The 20,203-nt window shown below is 47.3% G+C and carries 14 protein-coding genes; 11 read left to right on the top strand and 3 right to left on the bottom strand.

What is annotated here, in order from left to right:
* Window positions 1-29: 29 nt before the first annotated feature.
* From MKY99_RS29025 to mprF, 3 genes are all read left to right on the top strand, one after another.
* A complete protein-coding gene (locus MKY99_RS29025; protein ID WP_076284895.1) occupies window positions 30-1,262 on the top strand; it encodes a multidrug effflux MFS transporter in 1,233 nt (410 codons plus the stop codon).
* A 110-nt stretch (window positions 1,263-1,372) separates the two neighbouring features.
* On the top strand, window positions 1,373-1,723 hold the full coding sequence (locus MKY99_RS29020) for a FlxA-like family protein (protein WP_339267734.1): 351 nt from the start codon (window positions 1,373-1,375) through the stop codon (window positions 1,721-1,723).
* A 282-nt stretch (window positions 1,724-2,005) separates the two neighbouring features.
* On the top strand, window positions 2,006-4,657 hold the full coding sequence (gene mprF / locus MKY99_RS29015; RefSeq protein ID WP_339267733.1) for a bifunctional lysylphosphatidylglycerol flippase/synthetase MprF: 2,652 nt from the start codon (window positions 2,006-2,008) through the stop codon (window positions 4,655-4,657).
* Window positions 4,658-5,194: 537 nt separating this feature from the next.
* Here the strand turns inward: mprF and MKY99_RS29010 are convergent.
* Together MKY99_RS29010 and MKY99_RS29005 are read right to left on the bottom strand one after the other, a co-directional pair.
* Window positions 5,195-6,667 (bottom strand): alpha-amylase, encoded by a 1,473-nt coding sequence (locus MKY99_RS29010; RefSeq protein ID WP_339248695.1) that lies wholly within the window; start codon window positions 6,665-6,667, stop codon window positions 5,195-5,197.
* 138 nt (window positions 6,668-6,805) lie between these two features.
* On the bottom strand, window positions 6,806-8,398 hold the full coding sequence (locus MKY99_RS29005; RefSeq protein ID WP_339267731.1) for a histidine kinase N-terminal 7TM domain-containing protein: 1,593 nt from the start codon (window positions 8,396-8,398) through the stop codon (window positions 6,806-6,808).
* A 283-nt stretch (window positions 8,399-8,681) separates the two neighbouring features.
* On the opposite strand from MKY99_RS29005, the gene MKY99_RS29000 reads away from it, so the two are divergent.
* The 6 genes from MKY99_RS29000 (at window position 8,682) to MKY99_RS28975 (ending at window position 15,496) form a co-directional block, all read left to right on the top strand.
* Window positions 8,682-9,464, top strand: coding sequence for an ABC transporter ATP-binding protein (locus MKY99_RS29000; protein ID WP_076284892.1), 783 nt, complete (start codon window positions 8,682-8,684; stop codon window positions 9,462-9,464).
* Window positions 9,465-9,466: 2 nt separating this feature from the next.
* Entirely contained in the window at window positions 9,467-10,279 is an 813-nt protein-coding gene (locus MKY99_RS28995; protein WP_339267729.1) for an ABC transporter permease, read from the top strand.
* Window positions 10,279-11,196: an ABC transporter permease gene (locus MKY99_RS28990; protein WP_339267727.1), complete on the top strand. Its 918-nt coding sequence runs from the start codon at window positions 10,279-10,281 to the stop codon at window positions 11,194-11,196. Before MKY99_RS28995 ends, MKY99_RS28990 begins: the two co-directional genes overlap by 1 nt.
* 241 nt (window positions 11,197-11,437) lie before the next feature.
* The gene (locus MKY99_RS28985; RefSeq protein WP_339267725.1) at window positions 11,438-12,538 is read left to right on the top strand and encodes an ABC transporter substrate-binding protein; all 1,101 of its coding nucleotides are present in this window, start codon (window positions 11,438-11,440) and stop codon (window positions 12,536-12,538) included.
* 104 nt (window positions 12,539-12,642) lie between these two features.
* Window positions 12,643-14,106 (top strand): CoA-acylating methylmalonate-semialdehyde dehydrogenase, encoded by a 1,464-nt coding sequence (locus tag MKY99_RS28980; RefSeq protein WP_339267723.1) that lies wholly within the window; start codon window positions 12,643-12,645, stop codon window positions 14,104-14,106.
* A 31-nt stretch (window positions 14,107-14,137) separates the two neighbouring features.
* Entirely contained in the window at window positions 14,138-15,496 is a 1,359-nt protein-coding gene (locus MKY99_RS28975) for an aspartate aminotransferase family protein (protein ID WP_339267721.1), read from the top strand.
* Here MKY99_RS28975 and MKY99_RS28970 read toward each other — a convergent pair.
* Window positions 15,471-17,159: a PucR family transcriptional regulator ligand-binding domain-containing protein gene (locus MKY99_RS28970; protein WP_339267719.1), complete on the bottom strand. Its 1,689-nt coding sequence runs from the start codon at window positions 17,157-17,159 to the stop codon at window positions 15,471-15,473. The two genes, MKY99_RS28975 and MKY99_RS28970, sit on opposite strands and share 26 nt — an antisense overlap.
* Before the next feature lie 318 nt (window positions 17,160-17,477).
* Between MKY99_RS28970 and MKY99_RS28965 the strand changes: the two genes are divergently transcribed.
* Together MKY99_RS28965 and preA are read left to right on the top strand one after the other, a co-directional pair.
* Window positions 17,478-18,869, top strand: a complete 1,392-nt coding sequence (locus MKY99_RS28965) for an NAD(P)-dependent oxidoreductase (protein ID WP_339267717.1) — start codon at window positions 17,478-17,480, stop codon at window positions 18,867-18,869.
* 44 nt (window positions 18,870-18,913) lie between these two features.
* Complete coding sequence (preA, locus tag MKY99_RS28960; RefSeq protein WP_339267715.1) at window positions 18,914-20,203, top strand: NAD-dependent dihydropyrimidine dehydrogenase subunit PreA; 1,290 nt, start codon at window positions 18,914-18,916, stop codon at window positions 20,201-20,203.

The following is a 20,203-nucleotide window of genomic DNA, read 5'->3' as shown; positions in this document are numbered from 1 at the left end:
GTTGCTTTAGAAAGGTTGAAGTAAGGATTATGATTGGAATTCAAAATGGTAATAAGCTTGCCGCAGATGGACCCTCTCGGAAGCAGAGATTACAGCTGGCTGTGATTCTCGGCTCCATTACAACAATCGGCCCGTTGTCGATTGATATGTATTTGCCGGCACTGCCTACGCTTGTCGCGGATTTCGGTACGACCGCTGCTTTAGTGCAGCTTAGTCTGACCTTCTTTTTGCTGGGGCTTGCTTCAGGTCAGTTGGTCGCTGGACCGCTGAGTGATGTATATGGCCGCCGTCGTCCGCTGCTTATAGGTATGTTCATCTACGCCGTTTCCTCAGTGCTATGTGCTTTTAGTCCTTCGATTGGACTGCTGATCGTTTTGCGGTTTATTCAAGGTCTTGCTGGTTCAGTGGGGGTGGTTGTCTCTAGAGCGGCTGTTCGTGATTTATATAGTGGCTCTGAACTCACGAAGTTCTTCTCACTATTGATGATTGTGAATGGTCTCGGACCGATATTAGCTCCAGTTATTGGGGGCCAGCTGTTAAGGGTGACTACATGGCAAGGGATATTCCTCGTATTATTTGCTGCCGGAATTATTTTTTGTTTAACTATTTTATTGCGCTTGCCGGAGACGCTGCCGAAGGAGCGACGCTCTAAGAGTGGACTGAAGGGTACACTGCTTACCTTCCGGGTATTGCTGGGCAACCGTAAGTTTATGGGTTATGCCTTGTCTCAAGGTTTCGTTACGGCATCTATGTTCGCGTATATCTCAGGTTCTTCATTTGTATTGCAAAATATTTTTGCGGTTACCCCGCAGGTATATAGTCTGATCTTTGCAGTGAATGGGATTGGGATTATTATTACTGGCCAAATTGCCGGTAGACTTGCTGGAAAGGTAAGTGAGACTAAGTTGTTACTTAGTGGACTATTGCTATGTACGATGGGGGGCATCTTGCTACTGCTGACGGTTCTAGTAGGAGGAGGATTGATTCCTATTCTAATCTGTCTATTTGCGGTTGTCTCCAGTGTAGGGATTGTCGGAGCGACCAGCTTCTCACTGGCGATGCAAGATCAAGGTGAAACTGCAGGCAGTGCCTCGGCATTAATCGGATTAATCCCCCTATTGCTAGGTAGCTGTGTAGCGCCACTTGTGGGTCTTGGGGGCGTTGAGTCTGCACTTCCGATGGCGATTGTGATGGCATGTACGGGAATTCTCTCGATTCTATCTTATGTGCTGCTTGTTAGACGAGGAAAAGCAAGCTCCTAGCAGTCTATCATTGTAACCTGGCAGTAGTACTTTCAGCAAACTTTCAGCGGGTCTTAACGTTCCTTACTTGCAAAAGGATTATATTGGAGGTAAGGAAGGGAGGGATAACCATGAGTATATCGGCAGTCTCAGGTTCCACATCGTATACTACCTCGACATCTAGCACTACAGATACCAGTACGCTTGAGAAACAAAAAGCGAAACTGGAAGCAGAACTGGACAAGATTAATGCCAGCTCAGACGATGACAAGACCAAGGAAACGAAAACGAAGCAAATTGAGCAACAGATTAAGACTATCGAGGCACAAATCTCACAGAAGTCTCAGAGCAGTGCTTCCTCCGCTAGCAGTGTTGTAGAGGCACCTGCCAAACCTGCGAACAATACGCTTGCTGCAGCAAGTCCGCAAGAGATAGCTACCGCAACAACGGATAGTAAAGGCGGATTTGATATTCGAGTATAAACGCTAGTTAAACCCGTGCTACATAACAGAGAGGACATCCTTTGCCGTGAGGGATGTCCTTTTTGTTGTGCAATTTTATGTGTAAACTACAGTCTCAATGTTCTTTAGCTAAATAGAATTTCATTAACATTCTTTAACTATTGCAGGGATTAGGGCTGTGCTGGCAGTCTAATGTAGTAGGTGTTGATTATCATGGGTTTTTTATTCCAATAATTGTTATAATGAAATGGTTGTAAAAATTGTCTAGCACAACGTGTGTCGGCGGTAAGGGTAGGTGGCCTAATGCAATCAAAACAACAAACATTAGAAAGATTCAAAATTGTAAGGCTGTTCTTATCCATCTATCGGATTCGGGCGGTGAGAGCTCTCTTTCCAGTAGCTATCATAGCGCTGGTGTATTGGGAGGGGCAGCATGAGCTGAAGCAGGTTCATTTAGGACTTATTATGCGTGAGCTAAGAAGAGTGCCTACATCTGCCGTTTTGCAAATGATCGGATTTGCACTTCTCGCAGTAGCTGTAATGAGTGCTTATGATTATTTGATACGAGCACATTTTCGTTTAAAAGTAGGGCTGTGGGACACCTTCCGTTATGCTTGGATAGCTAATACATTTAATAATTTAATTGGTTTTGCAGGTCTGGCTGGAGTGGGTTTAAGGACGTTGATGTACAAAAAAAGCGGAGTGTCAACTTCCGTCCTAACGCCGGCAATCGTATTTCTGTCACCGCTCATGATTACCGGGTTATCTTTACTTTCTTGGGCTAATATTTTTGGTTTACTCCCGGCAACGGCATTGCTGGAAGAGCATCATTGGTTAGTATTTGCGGTATGGGGGATGGCGCTTTATTTGCCGTTTTTTGTGTTTGTACAGCGCTCTGCTCTTTATGCAAAGTGGATTAACCGGGGACAAGGTAGAACACCCTGGCTTACAGTAGTTTCCTCTGTGGGTGCCTCCTTTCTAGAATGGAGTTTTGCTGGCGTAACGTTTTGGACAATCAGTAGTCATCTCTTGCACGAGGTGCATTTTCCAGTTATATTCGGCATCTTTACGATTGCTGCTATCGCAGGCATCTTGAGTATGGCGCCTGGTGGTATCGGTGCTTTTGACCTTATTGCATTGCTGGGTCTTACGCAGCTTGGATTTAAAAGTGATCAGGCCATGGCAGTGCTTGTTATTTTTAGATTGTTCTATTATCTCATTCCATGGCTGATCGGATTGGTGCTGGCGGCACTGGAATTTGGTCTACAGGGAAAAAAGGGTCAAGATCGTTCAGCTCCAGGGTTCGAACCCGCTCTTAACATTTGGCAGAGGATTTGGGGTTGGCCGGGTCAGTATACCTTTCTGAGCGATCTTGGTGTGTGGGCTCTAGGCAAGCTTGTACTAGCTAGCGGGCTTATTCTCTTACTATCAACAGCTACGCCCGGATTGTTGTACAGACTGAAGATTACAGAGGAAATATTGTCATTCTCGATCATGCAGCTCTCACATCATTTATCTGTACTTATTGGCTTTATGCTCATTTTGTTGTCGAGAGGCATTACATTACGGGTTCGTAGCGCGTACATCTGGACCAGCATTTTATTATTTTCCGGGTCTGTGTTTGCGGTGGCTAAAGGCTTTGATTATGAAGAGGCGCTGTTTCTGCTCTTCGTTGCACTCATTCTGTGGATCTCCAGATCTCGGTTCTACCGGATCAGTGCTCCCGTAAGCAGACAGAGTACGATTTGGTGGCTTGCGCTTACTTCAGTAATTGCCCTAAGCTATTATCTATTGGGCAGCCATGTTCATCGTGGATTTCTAAAGCATCTCCCGCCCGGTGTAGAGCCAGAGTGGCTACAGCGGCATAGTCATGTTGCTTTTACAGCCGTAGGGGGACTAGCTTTCTCTTGGATCATTCTTACTTTGCTGATCACCCTTAGACCCCATCGTAAACCGGAGGAGTTATTCGGAAATTTTGATATGGCAAGGCTGAAAAACTTCCTAGGTGAAGTTCAAGGCAACGCCTTAACTCATATGTTGTTTTTGGGTGATAAAAGCTTCTTCTGGGCGCAAGAAGGCAAGGTGTTGCTCGCTTTCGCTAGGGTTAGGGATAAGCTTGTAGTCCTTGGTGATCCATTGGGAGAGAGAAGTCTCATGAATGAGGCAATCAGTGAATTTAGACAAGCTGCAGATAAGTACGGTCTGGTCGTAGTTTTTTATCAGGCCACACCTGATTTCTTATCGATCTATCATGAGCAGGGATATCGCTTTTTTAAGCTAGGGGAAGAGGCACTAGTAACGCTCGATACCTTTACGCTCAGTGGCAAAAAGAACAGTGATTTGCGAAGCGTATGCAACCGTTTTGAACGGGAAGGCTATGCCTTCGAAGTTGTAGAAGCACCGCACGCTGAAGAATTGCTACGAGAGCTGCGATCCGTTTCAAACGAATGGTTGAATGGGCGCACCGAAAAAGGGTATTCGCTGGGTTGGTTTAACGAGGTCTATCTACAGCTGGCTCCAATCGTGCTCCTGCGGAATGCCCAAGGGACGATACTGGCATTTGCTTCTATTGCAAATGGGTATGATCAGGGTATGACCTTATCGATTGATTTGATGCGCCATCGAAAGAATGTGCCAAACGGAACGATGGATTATTTATTTGTTCGTTTGCTAGAATGGGCGAAATCTAAGAGATATCATCGATTCAATCTAGGTAATGCCCCGCTGTCCAGTGTGGGTGAGAATGCTGGGGCCTTGAAAGAGGAGAAGCTGGCCCATCTCGTATTTAAAAGAGGGGGGCATTGGTACGGCTTTGTCGGACTTCGCCGCTATAAAGAAAAATTCAGCCCGGAGTGGGAACCACGTTACTTGGCTTATCCGGCTTCTATAGCATTGCCGATCTTAACACTTGATCTGGTGAGGTTAGTATCCCGCCATCCAAGGGCGGAGGAATAGAGTGAGACGTGCGTGGAGTCTCTATGTACATTGGCCTAACTAAAGAAGAGGGTGCCGTCTCAAAGTAGTTTTAGCTACTTGGGTACGACCCTTTTTTGCGTTGAAGGTTAATTGAAGTTTCAAATGATGGTTTGAGTAAAACACCAATACAACAATTAGGGAATTTCTCCCTGAAATTCTAAGATTACTGGTAATTAGATTTATAATTAGGGAAAATATCCCTAAAATTCATCTGATTTGGTGGGAAATCAAGGCATTACCCTAATTTTTAGGGAGGAATTCCCTAATTTCGTTGATTATAAGCGAATATCGAATATTTTTAGGGAGCTTTTCCCTAATTACTGTTAAACTCACTCCGTCCACCGCCCATCCCCGCTGCATATCCTCATCATCGTCTGCCATCATTACCCATCTGAAAAGGTTTAATGGTTAAGTGAGATCTTTACTTGGACTATTCCATAAAATAGATGAAGCTGCCCCGTAAGCAGCATTCACTACTTTCGAGAGCAGCCTCATCTATTTTGAGTAACATAACCCTTATTTTTCGTCGGCTTTTTCATCAGGCAGAGCCCAGACAGATACGCTGCCACCGTTGACCGGGAAGGTCGCCCAGCCATCTTTTTCAATCGTTATAGTCGCCTTGTGATTATGAGTGAAATCTACCCATGCTTCACCCGCGCGTTGTTCCCCTACGAACATTCTTTTCTGACCGTTCTCACCATTACTAATCACAACCGCACAGCCGGAGCGTTCGATGTCTTTCACGCCGAGTCGTGTCCAGCCAATCGTGTTAGGATGATCGAAATAATCCTTCTGCTCACCATAGGCTTTGTGATAGCGGGTATATAGCAGCGGGTCAATCGCCTCTTTTTTGCCTGCGACAGGTGTAGGTCCCTCGATCCCATAATAATCTCCATAAAAGACCACAGGATATCCGTCGCGTCGCAGTAGGATAAGTGCATAAGCACTTTGCTTAAACCAATCATCTACCCAAGATTCCAGAGCTTCATGGGGTTGAGAATCATGATTGTCAACGAACGTTACAGCATTGGTAGGATGGGTCTGCACCAGTGTGTCGTCGAGGATTTTGGTTAAATCAAAGTTTCTACCCCCCAAGGAAGCTGAATGCAGCTTGTAGTGAAGGGAGACATCGAAGAGGTCGATCTTATAATCGACGGTATTTAGAAATTGTCGGCAGGATTCTAAATCCGAATTCCAGAACTCGCCCACGATATAGAAATCCTTCTCACATTTATTAAACATTTCTACCGCGAATTGTTTCACAAACTCATGGTTGATATGCTTGATGGCATCTAAGCGAAAGCCGCTGCAGTGGAGCGTGTCCACCAGCCATTTTCCCCATTGGATCATTTCTTTTTTGACTTCTGGATGACTGTAATCAATATTTGCGAACATTAGATAATCGTAGTTGCCGAACTCGTCGTCAACATTCTGGTTCCATGTTTTATTCTCGCCTGTGATACGGAATACACCTGTTCGCCCCGATTTGGCGTCAAAGTCAGTGCCGTTAAAATGATTGTGATTCCATTTAAAGGAAGAGTGTTCATCACCGCGGCCGGGGAAGGTGAATTTAGTCCAGCCCTCAATCTCGAAAGGCTTGGAGATTTCTTTCATCCGGTCATTAGGGTCGACCTCGATCACCTGGAAGACTTCCTTTTCATCCGCTCCTGCTTTGTGATTCATGACCAAATCAACGTACACGGCAATGCCGTTTTTTTGACATTCCGAAATGGCTTCAATCAGTGCTTGTTTGGTGCCATATTTGGTGCGTACCGTACCTTTTTGGTCATATTCGCCCAGATCGTATAGATCATACACGCCATAGCCTGTATCGTCGGCGGAGACGGCCTTTGTCACAGGAGGTACCCAAACAGAATCAATGCCTACGGCTTTTAGTGCGGAAGCTGTTTCTTTCAGGCGATCCCAGTGTTTCCCATCCGCAGCGACATGCCATTCAAAAAATTGCATCATTGTATGGTTCCTCATTATTTCTTGCGCCTCCATATCCATAAAGCGAATTTTTTCTACACTCTGATTAGATTTTCAGATAACTCTTATTAAACGTAAAAACAGACTATGAAAAATAAGGCAGGCTGATGAATGCGCTGGGAGGGACAAAGATGCGATTTATATAGGCTTGAAAAGTGTAATTTCTGATCTCTGGGAGAGGTGGACAGCATTGCGTCCGTTTCGTTTGGAACTGTACAGAGCATGGTCAGCCTCTGACAGTAGCTCTTCTAGAGTGGCTTTAGGACTTAGGGCTTCTACTACTCCGAAGCTGGCAGTCACGTTAATGGACCCGATGAGCGTATACAAGATACTTTGTTCAATATCTGCGCGGATAGTTTCGCAGAGTTGTGCGGCTTGCTTCAGCGACGTATCTGGCAAACAGATCACAAATTCCTCACCGCCATAACGTCCGAAGATGTCACCCTCCCGGATATGTCTGTTGCATACCTCGACAATGTGCTGAAGGGCTTGATCTCCATATTGATGTCCGAATCGATCATTAATGCTTTTGAAGAAGTCCACATCCAGCAAAATAATCGATAGTGAACTCCGATTGCTCGCGGCCTGAACAAGAAGCCCTCGGCTCAGCTCCAAAAAATAGGTACGGTTATAAATCCCCGTCAGACTATCCATCGTAGCCAACTGACGCAGCTTATCTTGAAGCAGTATTCGTTCAGTTACGTCAATCAGCATGATCATTTGTCCTGCTAAGTATCCCCCTTGTTTCTGTACGGGAGAGGACCGAATTTGGTAGTAACAAATCTCGTCTCCTTTGATCCAAGCAACTTCCCGTTCTTCGCGTAGCAGTGGCTCTGTATCCATAACATAGGACAAGGCATCTTTGCCGGCATTAAGAAACAGTTGAGCCAGCGGTTTACCAATCGCCGAGGAATTAAGTCCTTCTATCATATCCGCGGCTGCGCGATTGTAATCGACGAGCATGTCCGAACGATCGGTGACAAGCACCCCATCTCGCATGCTTTCGAACAGATTCTCACGGGCGATAGGCGCAGCTGTTAGCATACCTCTTGATAGGATAGCCCAGATATATAGGGTGGAAGTGATACTCATAATGATGGGAACGGGATCCATCCCGTAGGGAGTCAGGCCCATTAAATATAAAAAAGAGCCTAACGTTGGAAGGCTTAGTCCAATTAGAATGGTAACGATTTGTCTCCGGTATACCCGTTTCATCCGGTTCCACTGCCATAACATAAGGCAGATAGCTGCCAGTAGACAACCAAAAGTAAAGCTGCCGTGAACGATATACCAAGGTCCCATCACTACATCAACGAGTGGGGAGGGCGTATTGTCTCGCAAATAAATGGATTTATAGAAGAGGTGGTGGTAATCATTGGTCCACACCATCAGTGTTGTGATGAACGGTATTATATATAGCGCTGCTCGCATGCCCTTTTTAATTAGACTCTCCAGCCCTACGAAATGCATCACCATAATAAGGCTGGCGGGCGCTATAAAAGGCATCCCCAGGTACTCTACTTTAATCCAAAAACTCATTTCCTCCAGTGTTTTCCCCGACAGTTCTAGTGCAAAGCCGAAGGTATAAATCGCGGAAGTGAAGGAGCTTATAACAAAGGCTCTAATTCCTAAGAAATCCGTTTTTTTATAGTAGGCGAAAAGGGCTAGTAAAACGCTCAGGACACCAGATATAGCCACAATAACAATATAATTCGAAATTACAGATCCCATGGGTCTATTGTCTCCTAATGAGGAAAGATATGGATAAATATTACCACAAATCTACAAATATTTAAAAATCACTTCATTTGAAACTTGAATAAATGTCCCCCTAGACAAAATGACGTGATTTAGCGGGAGCTATTTTACTAATTGTCTAATGAGAGTCCAGCGAGCAGCGTGTAACATGTTAGTTAATACTACACAACAGAAGATTTTAACTCGACACACTCTCTAATGAGTCAGATTAATTAACATTAATTGCATAGCTTATTTTGATAAGGGGGGACTGAGGATGTCATTACTCGCGACAAATATTCCTGAAATTCAGCTGGAAAATGTTGAAATGCGCTATAGGGCAGAAGCTGCGGAAGTGCTTGCACTGCATCAGGTGAGTCTTGATATTGCAAAGGGGGAGTTCGTCTCACTGCTCGGACCTTCAGGATGTGGCAAAACAACGCTTTTGAGACTGATGGCCGATCTCATCGCGCCAACGGGCGGGAACATTGTAGTCGCTGGAAAAAGTGCTAAAGAGGCAAGGCTGGCGCAGAAATATGGCATTGTTTTTCAAAGTCCTGTGCTGTATGACTGGCGGAAGGTGAAGCATAACATCACATTGCCGCTGGAACTGATGGGAGTTAAAAAGTCGATCCGTGAAGAGAGGGCGCTGGAGCTTCTTGATCTAGTGGGCTTGCAGAGCTTCGCGGATAAATACCCTTGGCAACTTAGTGGGGGGATGCAGCAAAGAGTAGCGATTGCCAGAGCGCTATCGATGGAGCCGGAAATTCTACTGATGGATGAACCGTTCTCTGCACTGGATGAGTTTACACGTGAGCGTCTGAACGAAGAACTGTTATCTGTCTGGAGCAAGGTGCAGAACACGATTGTCTTCGTAACACATAGTATTCCTGAGTCGATATTCCTCTCTGACCGGGTGTTTGTTCTTTCCCCGCATCCAGGTCGCTTATCCGCTGTGGTTGAAATTCCTCTGCCACGTCCGCGAACGGCGGAAATGAGAAACAGCCCAGAGTTTTTCGAACTGATCGCAAGTATTCGCGACAGCTTTGAAGGGGTGTAGGGATGAAAGGGGGCAGTATCTTTGTACGGGGTCGCCTGCTGCCGTTGTTTGTCTGGATATTTGGTTTGCTGCTAGTTTGGGAAGGAACCTCCTGGATGCTGCTCCATGTAGTGGAGACACCGTTAGCTCAGTCCAAGTTGCCCTACGTTCATGAGGTGCTATCCACGCTGTGGAAGTATAGTGGCACGCTTCTGAAGGAGGGGGCTGCCACCTTTGGCAATGCTGGTGTTGGCTTCCTGATTGGTGCGGTGGCTGGTGCTTCGCTGGCGGTGCTAATGAGCTTGTCGAAGACGATAGAACGGTTAACTTTTCCTTACGCTATCGCCTCGCAGATGATTCCGATCCTGGGGCTGGCGCCGATCATTTATGGGATTGTGAGAGATGAGCAGACTTCACGGATTATTATTTCGGGTTATATTACATTCTTCCCAGTGGCTCTCAATATGCTGCGTGGCTTGCGAAGTGTAGATCCTTCCGCGCTGGAATTAATGTATTCTTACGCAGCGAAGCCGTGGGCAGTCTATTGGAAACTCAGATTTCCAGCGGCCCTGCCGGGTTTGTTCGGAGGGCTTAAGATTGCTGCTCCGCTCGCAGTGACTGGTGCTATCCTGGTAGAGCTCATGGGTGCGCAGCACGGGATTGGCGTAATCATGCTGCGTAATCTCTACTACGGCAGCTCTCATACCTACATGTTCTGGTCTACGGTGATTGTCGGCGCTTTGTTGGGGATTGTAAGTTACTGGTTGATCAGTCTGATAGAACGTTTGGTGGCGCCGTGGCAGCCTGAATTTCGACCGAAAGGAGGTAGCCGCTAATGGAAACCAACTCCGTTCGGGAGGCTTCATTTATAGGCTCTAGTGGTAAAGAAATGGCTCAGCCGGCGCTAACGGCTACACAAAAGAATGCTGTAGCCGTTCCGAAACCTGCGGAAGCTACCGCGAGTCGAGGCGGCTCACGAATGCTGAAGAGGATATTTAGCGCAGGGGTGCTGCTACCTGTATTGGCGGGGGTGTTGTTTCTTGGGCTATGGGAGTTCGAATTCTTTCATAAGATCTTTGATCTGAAGAAATATCAGCTGCCGTTGCCCACAGCAATTGCCACGACCATGAGGGATAATTTCAGCATGTTGCTATCCTATACCGGATACACCCTTACTGAGGCTGTGCTGGGAATGTTGGTTGGTTCTGCTATCGGATTTCTGATCGCTTTAGCTGCTACGGCGTGGCCGCGTTGGGGAAGTGGAAGTTTAACTTTGGTTGCTGCTCTAAATGCTGTGCCCATCGTCGCCCTCGCGCCCATTATGAATCTGTGGTTTGGAGATGGGATAGGCTCACGAATTACCATAGTAACAGCAACTACAATGGCAGCGATGGCGATCAACGCCTATAAAGGCATGGCGACGATTGATCCATTGGCGCTGGCTCTGATGCATTCCTACGCGGCAGGTAAGCCGGCAGTGTTTCGTTATCTGCGGATTCGCAATAGCCTGCCCTATGTATTTACAGCACTGAAGATCAACGCGACGGCGAGTATGATTGGCGCGATTGTCGGCGAATTCTTCTTTTCCTCAAAAGGGCTTGGGTACCTGCTCTCCAATTCCATTAAAGTTGCCAAAATGCCACTGGGCTGGTCCTGTATTGTGCTGGCTGCAATTGCCGGCGTGCTCTTCTACCTAGTGGTTGAGCGGCTTGAGAAAGTGTTCATCAAGTGGCATCCTTCGCAACGTAAATGAGCTCTATAACATCATTACATCCGGTCCTAGTGGGAAGGGAAAAGAGAAACCGCCCACGGCTGTATGCATACAACGCACCACGATGATTGTCCATACTGTGCTGCTTGAAATATAAGGATTTATAAGTTTCACACTATACATCATCCTTATATTTCTCGCTTAAATGCTTATCGTCCTTATAAGGACGACGAAGGCGTTTACGCTTGTTACAAACAAAATTACGATAGGGGGAGTTCGATTGATGAATGGGAAAAAACGCAAATTTCGTGGTGGTTTGTTGGCGATCGTGATGATGTTAAGTGTTTCTTTAATGGCGGGTTGCGGGGGCAACAATAATAACTCGGCAGCCGAAGCTACGACTGCCCCTGAAGCTTCTACAGCTCCTGAGGCAAGTGCTACGGCTGAACCAGCGGCTGATCCAGTTACAGTGAAGCTGCAATTAAAATGGGTGCCACAGGCACAATTTGCTGGATATTTTGTAGCGCAGGATAAAGGATATTACAAGGAAGAAGGATTGAATGTAGAGATTTTGCCGGGAGGTCCGGATATTGTTCCGGAACAGCAAGTAGCAGGTGGCTCCGCAGATATCGGTGTGGGTTGGGTAGCCAGCTTGCTGCCGAGTCTTGAAGAGGGAATGCCGCTGGTGCAGATCGCGCAAATCTATCAAAAGAGCGGATTGGTCCTGGTCTCCAAAAAATCGGCGGGCATCAACTCAGCCGCTGATCTTAAGGGTAAAAAAGTCGGCAACTGGATGGGTGGCAACGAATTTGAACTATTAGCGTTATTCGATAAATATAAGTTCGATCCGAATAAGGATCTAAGTTTTACGAAGCAAGGGTTCACGATGGATCAGTTCTTGGGCGATCAGATCGATGCGGCCTCAGCGATGACTTATAACGAGTACCAAGTGGTGTTGGAGTCAGGTATTAAGGCTGAGGATCTGAACGTCATCGACATGAATACAGAAGGCGTTGCGATGCTTGAGGATAACTTGTTCGCGAATAAGGAATGGCTTGCGGAGAATAAAGAGACTGCAGCAAAGTTTGTACGTGCCTCCCTGAAGGGCTGGAAAGCTGCAATTGCTGATCCTGCAGCTGCCGTGGACAGTGTGATGAAGCAAGCGGAAGACGGCAGTACGACGAAGGAACATCAGCTGACAATGATGACCGAGGTTGCCAAGCTGATTCTGCCTGAGGGCTTTGATAGTGCGAAGATGGGATATACCGATGCAGCGGCGTTCCAGCAAACGGCTGATATTTCGCAAAAGTTCGGTGTTATTAAAGAGCCTGCTAAGGTAGATGAGGCTTATACGAACGAAATCGTAGAAATGGCAGCAAAATAACCAACTGAGCTTAATGTTATAGTGGATGGCCGCCTGATCTGGCGGTCATCTATTATAATCAGCAGTCCATCAGTGCATCTGAAACAGAGAAAGAGGTGCGAGCTATGTCTCTCCTAGTAACGCAGGGTGAAAGAGTTAAGAATTATGTGAATGGAGCTTGGGTAGAATCGTCGTCTGGGCGAGATGAAGAGGTATATAATCCGGCGACGGGTGAAGTGATTGCTTATGTGCCCATTTCCAGTAAGGAAGAGCTGAGTGCGGCGGTAGAAGCGGCTGCTGTGGCATTTCAAGCGTGGAAAAGGGTCGCTGTGCCGCGTCGCGCCCGCTACTTTTTTCAATATCAACAGCTGCTGGTAAAGCATTGGCATGAGCTGGCCCTGCTGATTACGCTGGAGAATGGAAAAAGTCTGGAAGAGGCACAAGGTGAGGTGCAGCGTGGAATTGAGTGTGTGGAGTTTGCCGCAGGCATCCCCACGTTGATGATGGGCAGCCAGCTTCCGGATATTGCTACCGGAATTGAATCCGGAATGTACCGCTATCCATTGGGGGTTATCGGGGGGATTGCCCCGTTTAATTTTCCGATGATGGTTCCTTGCTGGATGTTTCCGCTCGCCATTGCTTGCGGGAATACCTTTGTGCTGAAGCCTTCTGAGCGTACGCCTCTGCTGGTCAATCGGTTAGCTGAATTATTTGCTGAAGCGGGCTTTCCACCAGGTGTGCTGAATGTGGTTCATGGAGCGCATGAGGTGGTGAACGGGCTGCTGGAGCATGATGAAGTGAAGGCGATTTCGTTCGTCGGTTCGCAGCCGGTTGCGGAATATGTATATAAGGCGGGGACGGCGCAGGGGAAGCGGGTTCAGGCATTGGCAGGCGCTAAGAATCACTCGATTGTGTTACCTGATGCGGAGCTGGATAATGCGGTGAAGAATATAATTGCCGCTGCGTTTGGCTCAGCGGGTGAGCGGTGTATGGCTTGCTCGGTTGTAGTGGTTCATGAGGATATTGCTGACGAGCTAGTGAGTCGTCTGGCTGCGGCTGCAGATGAGCTTAAGATTGGTAATGGTGCTGATGACGGGGTGTTTTTGGGTCCAGTAATTCGCCAGTCGAATAAGGATCGGACTCTTTATTACATTGAGACTGGTGAAGCTGAACAAGCCGAGTTAGTGAGAGATGGGCGGAAAGATGCTGCTGTGGGCGGTGTGGGTTATTTTATCGGACCGACGATATTTGATCATGTACAGCCGGGAATGACCCTCTGGAAGGATGAGATTTTTGCACCGGTGTTGTCTGTGATCCGTGTGAAGAGTTTAAGTGAAGCGATTGCGGTAACGAATCAGTCTCCATTCGCGAATGGGGCGTGCATTTACACAGATAGCGCTAAAGCGATCCGCGAGTTCCGGGAAGAGATTGATGCAGGGATGTTGGGTGTGAATCTGGGTGTGCCTGCGCCCATGGCCTTTTTCCCCTTCTCGGGTTATAAGAAATCATTCTATGGAGACCTGCATGCCAATGGGCGTGATGGGGTGGAGTTCTATACGCGTAAAAAGATGATCACTGCCCGTTATTAGAGAAAATGAGCTGCTGAGAGGAGAAAATGTTATGCAGAGTCTGGGGAATGATAGTGAGCTTGCGGTGAAGAAGGATCAGAAATATTTATGGCACAACATTACACCTTATAGTGAAAAGAATCCGCCTATGATTGCCGCCTCGGCAAGTGGGTCGTGGATTACAGATATACAGGGCAATCGATTTTTGGACGGGATGTCTGGCCTGTGGTGTGTAAATGTGGGATACGGGCGCAAGGAGCTGGCGGAAGCTGCTTACAATCAATTGCTGACCCTGCCATATTTTCCTCTGACACAAAGTCATCTCCCGGCGATTGCGCTGGCGGAGAAGCTGAATGAGTGGCTCGGAGACGATTATGTGATCTTTTTTTCCAATAGTGGATCGGAAGCCAATGAGGCTGCTTTCAAAATGGCCCGCCAGTACCAGCAGCAAATCGGCCAGCATTATCGCCATAAATTCATTGCCCGTTATCGTGGGTACCATGGCAGTTCACTTGGGGCATTATCTGCAACGGGCCAGGCCCAGCGCAAATATAAATATGAACCGTTGGCGGGTGGTTTTCTGCATGTAGCTCCCCCGGACAGCTATCGCCGCCCGGTCGGGATGACTGTGGAAGAATTCAACCTCCAGTGTGCACAGTCCATAGAGGATATGATCATCTGGGAAGGCGTGGAGACGGTAGCTGCGGTGATTATGGAGCCTGTAATTACGGGTGGTGGGGTCATTGTACCGCATCAGGTTTATTTAGATCGGGTGCAGGAAATCTGCCGTAAGCACGGTGTGTTGCTCATTATGGATGAGGTGATTTGTGGATTCGGACGTTCTGGACGTAAGTTTGGTCATCACAACTTTAATGTGAAGCCTGACATCGTAACGATGGCTAAGGGACTGACTAGCGCTTATCTTCCTTTATCCGCGACTGCTGTTCGTAAGGATATCTATAAGGTATTTAAGGACAATAGCGATGATTATGGCTATTTCCGCCATGTGAATACTTTTGGTGGCAATCCTGCTTCTTGTGCGCTGGCGCTGCGTAATCTGGAGATTATCGAGCAGGAGAAGCTGGTGGAACGTGCGGATCTTTTAGGTAAAAGAATAAATACAGAATTTACTGAGCTGCTTGATCACAAGCTTGTGGGTGATGTTCGCAGCTTTGGTTTAGTGACAGGCATCGAGCTGGTTGATGATAAGGTTAGCAAAAAGCCAGTTGATCTGAGTATTGTGAAAGGGATTATTGCCGAATGTAAGTCCAAGGGGCTTATCATCGGCAAAAATGGCGATACCGTAGCTGGGTTCAACAATGTGCTTACCTTCGCCCCGCCGTTATCCTCCACGGATGAAGATATAGAATTTATTATCGATACTTTTAAATCTGTGCTGAACGGGGAATAGGCAAAGTGATTTTGTCTGGATATAGAAATTGGTAAGCGCGCAGGGCGACTTGAATGGAGATCCGATTCTCTGGCTGCATGAAGTCTTCACCCAGTAGCTCTGTTATTTTGTCCAGACGATAATAAAGGGACTGTCTGACAATGAATAAGTTTCGAGCGGCAATTTGTTTGGAACCATCATGATCCAGATAAACGCGAAGGGTAAGCAGCAGCTCGCTGCCTTTGGTTTGGTCGTGGTCGATTAGCGGGCCGAGATAACTGCGAATGAAGTTCTGCAACGTTTTTCCGTCATTTAAGCTCAACAGCAACTGGAATACACCCAGCTCTTCATAGAAGAGCAGTGACTTCTGGTAACAGGAGTATAACGACAATGCCTGTAGGGCTTCCTGATAACCGGAATAGGCTCGTTTTAGGCGCTTATGCGATTTGCTGACTCCAATGACGAGCTGCAAATCCTTGAGCTTCTCATCGGAGCGGATGTTCTGCAGGGCTTCAAGTGCTTGTTGAAGTCGCATTTTTCCAGGCATTTTCGATTGGATATCGAGGGCGATGACGGTGAGGCGATTGTTCTTAAGGGTGATCAGCGGACGTAAAGAATATTTCTCAAAGATGGAACGCAGGATGAGCGAAAGGTGGAAGGTAATGGACTCCCATTCGTTCTCCGAGCTGTTCCATTTTACATCTCTGGGGTTCTTGATCTCTATAAGGCATACACGGTAAGGGAGCTCGTTGACCACGTTGAAATTGGAGCCGATCAGGCCCTTTAAGCGGTTATCATCTTCGATGCGGCCATTGATCAGCTCGTCGACCCATAGATTTTCTGAAAAAAGCTTACGCTCCTCCATATACCGCGTCCGCAGCAGCTCTTGTGCAATGGACAAAGAGGCGGAATCCAGCAGCAGACAGTCGAACTCCTGTGGTTTGTGATTGCATACCATCAGAATGTAAGCCCAGGTCTGATCCAGCGCACCTACAGGCTTGATTGCAATCGTCTTCTGTCCATATTCTCGGGTGTAGGGGGCAACGTCAGGTTGAATTCCTTCCAGCTCGTCGCCGAAGGCGGTGAAAAAATTCAGCAATGGAGCCTGCTCTTCCGGCGGAAGTGCCGGGAAAAATAAGGGTTTGCCTTGCAGCTGCATATAGACTATTTGTGTGCGGGTACTTTTGCACAATAATTGCAGCACTTTCAGCGTTCCTTGTGAAGTTAAGGTCAGGCGGTGGAATTCACGTGAGATTTTTTCAAGTTCTTGGAGCATCCGGTGATGCCGGTTAATGATAATCGAGTGAAGATCCAACGTGATATCTACGAAACGAACCGTGCGGGTGAAGATGATTAGCGGAAAGTCATGCCTGTCGGCTAAGTCGATCATCTCTTGCGGGATGGTGCTGAAATACGTACCTAACTCAATACATAGGCAAGCTGCATTTTTGTCGATCAGGTTCTGCATAAACTCCAAGGAGGAAGGGAGATCGACACTTGCACCAATCCCCGTAGTCAAAATCATTTCTTCGCCATGAATCAGAGTCTCGAAGTTGGCACTTTCCAGTACATGCACCCAGCGAATGGCACGGCTTAGGCCGCTTTTCCCGCCGATCACCTCGGCTTCTGCGAATAGTGGTCTTTTTAAAGCGTCACGAATGGTTAATACAAGCTCCCAGTCCATAGTTACTCCCCCTCGATCTTCTGCGCTCTGGCCTTCGGCTAACGCCCTGTTATTCTCAGCCTATTCTCACACGTAAAAAATACAGTTTTGAAATTAGACAAAGTGTCTAATGCAACGAAAATTCGAAATGACTATAGTTTGATTAACGGATGTCAGTATATATAACCTAATTAGGAAGAACGTTGAGAGATAATTTCTGTTAATGCTTATATTACTACAATAAATTAAAGATGGAAGCAAAATATTCAGACAAAACTTGAAATAATGTTATATTATATAACACAAATATGAAAAATTACCCATAAGGAGGGACTAGTGATGGAGCATTCATCTCCGTTAACAGCATTTACACCTGATATGTTCATGCGCAATTTCGCCGAGGCTGAGCCGCCTCTGACCCATAAGGGTGCCCTGGATGAGTCCAATCGCTGTCTATATTGCTACGATGCCCCCTGTATAAAAGCATGTCCGACCAGCATTAATATTCCCTCCTTTATCAAACGGATCGCTACTGACAATTTGAAAGGCTCGGCACAGACGATTATGGATTCCAATCCTGTAGGTGCCAGCTGTGCTCGTGTTTGTCCTACAGATGAGCTGTGTGAAGGAGCCTGTGTGTTAAATGATGCCTCGGCGCCGATCCAAATCGGACTGCTGCAGCGTTATGCAACAGATTGGGCGATGAACAGCGGAGTTCAATTATTTAAGGCTGGCACCCTTAATGGGAAAAAGGTAGCCGTAATCGGTGGTGGTCCTGCGGGATTGTCTGCGGCTAGGGAGCTCGCCCGTGAAGGTTTTGCTGTTGTGATCTACGAAGCAAAGGCGTTAGCGGGTGGGCTGGATACACATGGGATTGTATCGTTTCGGCTCCCGCAGTCTGTATCTCTTTGGGAAGTAGAGCAGGTAGAGAAGCTGGGTGTGGAAATACGTACAGGTGTAAAAGTCGGAGTGGATGTTTCTGTAGATGAGCTGAAGTCGAACTATGATGCCATCGTTTTGGCAGCGGGTATGGGTTATGTGCCTCCGATAGGGATTGAAGGTGAAAAATTGGCTGGCGTATACGACGCCATTGCACTCGTAGAATCCACTAAGACTGGCATTCCTTTGCTAGAGCTGATGGGTCAGCGGGTCGCTGTCATTGGTGCGGGTAATACAGCTATTGATGCAGCTACATGCTCAGTGCGGCTGGGGGCCTCAAATGTAAAAATGGTCTACCGCCGGACCCGCGAAGAGATGACGGCTTATGAGTTTGAATATGAATTTGCGAAGCAGGAAGGTGTGGAGTTCAACTGGCTTATCTTACCGAAACGTATCGTGGGTGATGAGTTTGGGAACGTAACCGGACTGGAATGTGTGCAGATGAAGCTGACAGAGGAGCTGGGCAAAGATGGACGTCCAGTACCTATGCCGATCGAGGGTTCTGAGTTCTTGATTCCTGTAGATGCGGTTGTAATAGCTATTGGTCAAAAGCGTCGCCTAGATCTAATAGATTCCTTAGGCCTTGTGCATGACCGTGGGGTTGTAAAGGTGGATGAAGCCACCTGTCAAACCTCCGATCCGCAAATTTATGCCGCTGGCGATATCATATTTGGTTCAGGCAAAGGCGAGGCCATGGTTGTATCCGCGGCCCAGCAGGGAAAAGATGCGGCCCATGCGATTGTTAAACAATTCTCAGGTCAGCAGGATGCCGTTATTAGATCTGCGGGTTGAGCGTAGAGATCAAATTGGATTTTACATGACAGGAGGGAACATCAATGGCAGATTTAAGTATTAATCTCGCAGGAATCAAATCACCGAATCCGTTCTGGCTGGCCTCTGCGCCCCCTACGAATACAGGCTATCAAGTGCAGCGGGCCTTTGAAGAAGGTTGGGGTGGTGCGGTGTGGAAGACGCTCGGTGATCCGATCATTAATACCTCATCGCGTTTTGCGGCAGTAAATTTCAATGGGCAACGGGTTGCGGGCTTTAACAATATTGAACTGATCACCGACCGTCCGCTTGAAGTTAATCTGAAGGAAATTTATGAAACGAAGAAAAGATTTCCGAATCATGCGATTATAGCCTCCCTGATGGTAGAACCAACGCAGCATAAATGGCATGAGATTGTTAAGCGGGTAGAGGATGTGGGTGTAGACGGTCTGGAGCTTAACTTTGGCTGTCCGCACGGGATGGCTGAGCGTGGAATGGGTGCTGCTTCCGGGCAGCAGCCTGATCTGGTGCAGGCACAGACCACCTGGGTAAAAGAAGTTGCGACGACCCCAGTGATTGTGAAGCTGACGCCCAACATTACGGATATCACCGTCGTTGCCCGCCATGCGGTTAAGGGTGGAGCGGACGCGATTAGTATGATCAACACGATCAACAGTCTTGCTGGTGTAGATATTCATAGCTGGAACACAATTCCGAATGTTGGGGGTCAGGGTGCGCATGGCGGTTACTGCGGGCCGGCTGTGAAACCAATTGCGCTTAGTATGGTGGCCGAGTGTGCCCGTGACCGGGGAGTTGGCATTCCTATCTCCGGTATTGGAGGGATATCAACCTGGCAGGATGTTGTTGAATTCATGTTGATGGGTGCTACGGGCATTCAAGTATGTACAGCGGTCATGCATCATGGCTTCCGGATTGTGGAGGAAATGATCGATGGCCTGAACAACTATTTGGATGACAAAGGTTTGGCTTCCGTAACAGAGTTAATCGGCAAATCGGTATCCAGATACTCCAACTGGGGTGATCTGGATCTCAACTATAAGGTCGTTGCCCGTATTAATGAGAACAACTGCATCAACTGTAATAAATGCCATATTGCCTGCGAAGATGCTTCACATCAATGTATTGATATGTTAACTAATGCAGATGGGAAAGCTATTCTACAGGTCCGCGAGGAAGATTGTGTAGGTTGTAATCTTTGTTCTATTGTCTGTCCAGCAGACGGCGCGATTGATATGGTTCCAGTGGATACCGGGGCAGCCCCACTGACTTGGAACCAGCGGCAGAAAGTGATCGGCAGTTTGAATGGCACCTATTCGGAAGTGGAGGTGGTGTAA

The organism is Paenibacillus sp. FSL R5-0470 (genome assembly GCF_037975205.1).
Lineage (GTDB): Bacteria > Bacillota > Bacilli > Paenibacillales > Paenibacillaceae > Paenibacillus_AQ.
The sequence above is the reverse complement of the archived record's forward strand: the minus strand, read 5'-3'. Positions and strand labels throughout refer to the sequence as shown.

What these genes read in the sequence shown, in the direction of transcription:
- MKY99_RS28995 (WP_339267729.1), top strand. Translation starts at nt 9,467, where the DNA reads ATGAAAGGGGGCAGTATCTTTGTACGGGGTCGCCTGCTGCCGTTGTTT.
- preA (WP_339267715.1), top strand. Translation starts at nt 18,914, where the DNA reads ATGGCAGATTTAAGTATTAATCTCGCAGGAATCAAATCACCGAATCCG.
- MKY99_RS28985 (WP_339267725.1), top strand. Translation starts at nt 11,438, where the DNA reads ATGAATGGGAAAAAACGCAAATTTCGTGGTGGTTTGTTGGCGATCGTG.
- MKY99_RS29025 (WP_076284895.1), top strand. Translation starts at nt 30, where the DNA reads ATGATTGGAATTCAAAATGGTAATAAGCTTGCCGCAGATGGACCCTCT.
- MKY99_RS28965 (WP_339267717.1), top strand. Translation starts at nt 17,478, where the DNA reads ATGGAGCATTCATCTCCGTTAACAGCATTTACACCTGATATGTTCATG.
- MKY99_RS28990 (WP_339267727.1), top strand. Translation starts at nt 10,279, where the DNA reads ATGGAAACCAACTCCGTTCGGGAGGCTTCATTTATAGGCTCTAGTGGT.
- mprF (WP_339267733.1), top strand. Translation starts at nt 2,006, where the DNA reads ATGCAATCAAAACAACAAACATTAGAAAGATTCAAAATTGTAAGGCTG.
- MKY99_RS28980 (WP_339267723.1), top strand. Translation starts at nt 12,643, where the DNA reads ATGTCTCTCCTAGTAACGCAGGGTGAAAGAGTTAAGAATTATGTGAAT.
- MKY99_RS29005 (WP_339267731.1), bottom strand. Translation starts at nt 8,398, where the DNA reads ATGGGATCTGTAATTTCGAATTATATTGTTATTGTGGCTATATCTGGT.
- MKY99_RS29020 (WP_339267734.1), top strand. Translation starts at nt 1,373, where the DNA reads ATGAGTATATCGGCAGTCTCAGGTTCCACATCGTATACTACCTCGACA.
- MKY99_RS28975 (WP_339267721.1), top strand. Translation starts at nt 14,138, where the DNA reads ATGCAGAGTCTGGGGAATGATAGTGAGCTTGCGGTGAAGAAGGATCAG.
- MKY99_RS29000 (WP_076284892.1), top strand. Translation starts at nt 8,682, where the DNA reads ATGTCATTACTCGCGACAAATATTCCTGAAATTCAGCTGGAAAATGTT.
- MKY99_RS28970 (WP_339267719.1), bottom strand. Translation starts at nt 17,159, where the DNA reads ATGGACTGGGAGCTTGTATTAACCATTCGTGACGCTTTAAAAAGACCA.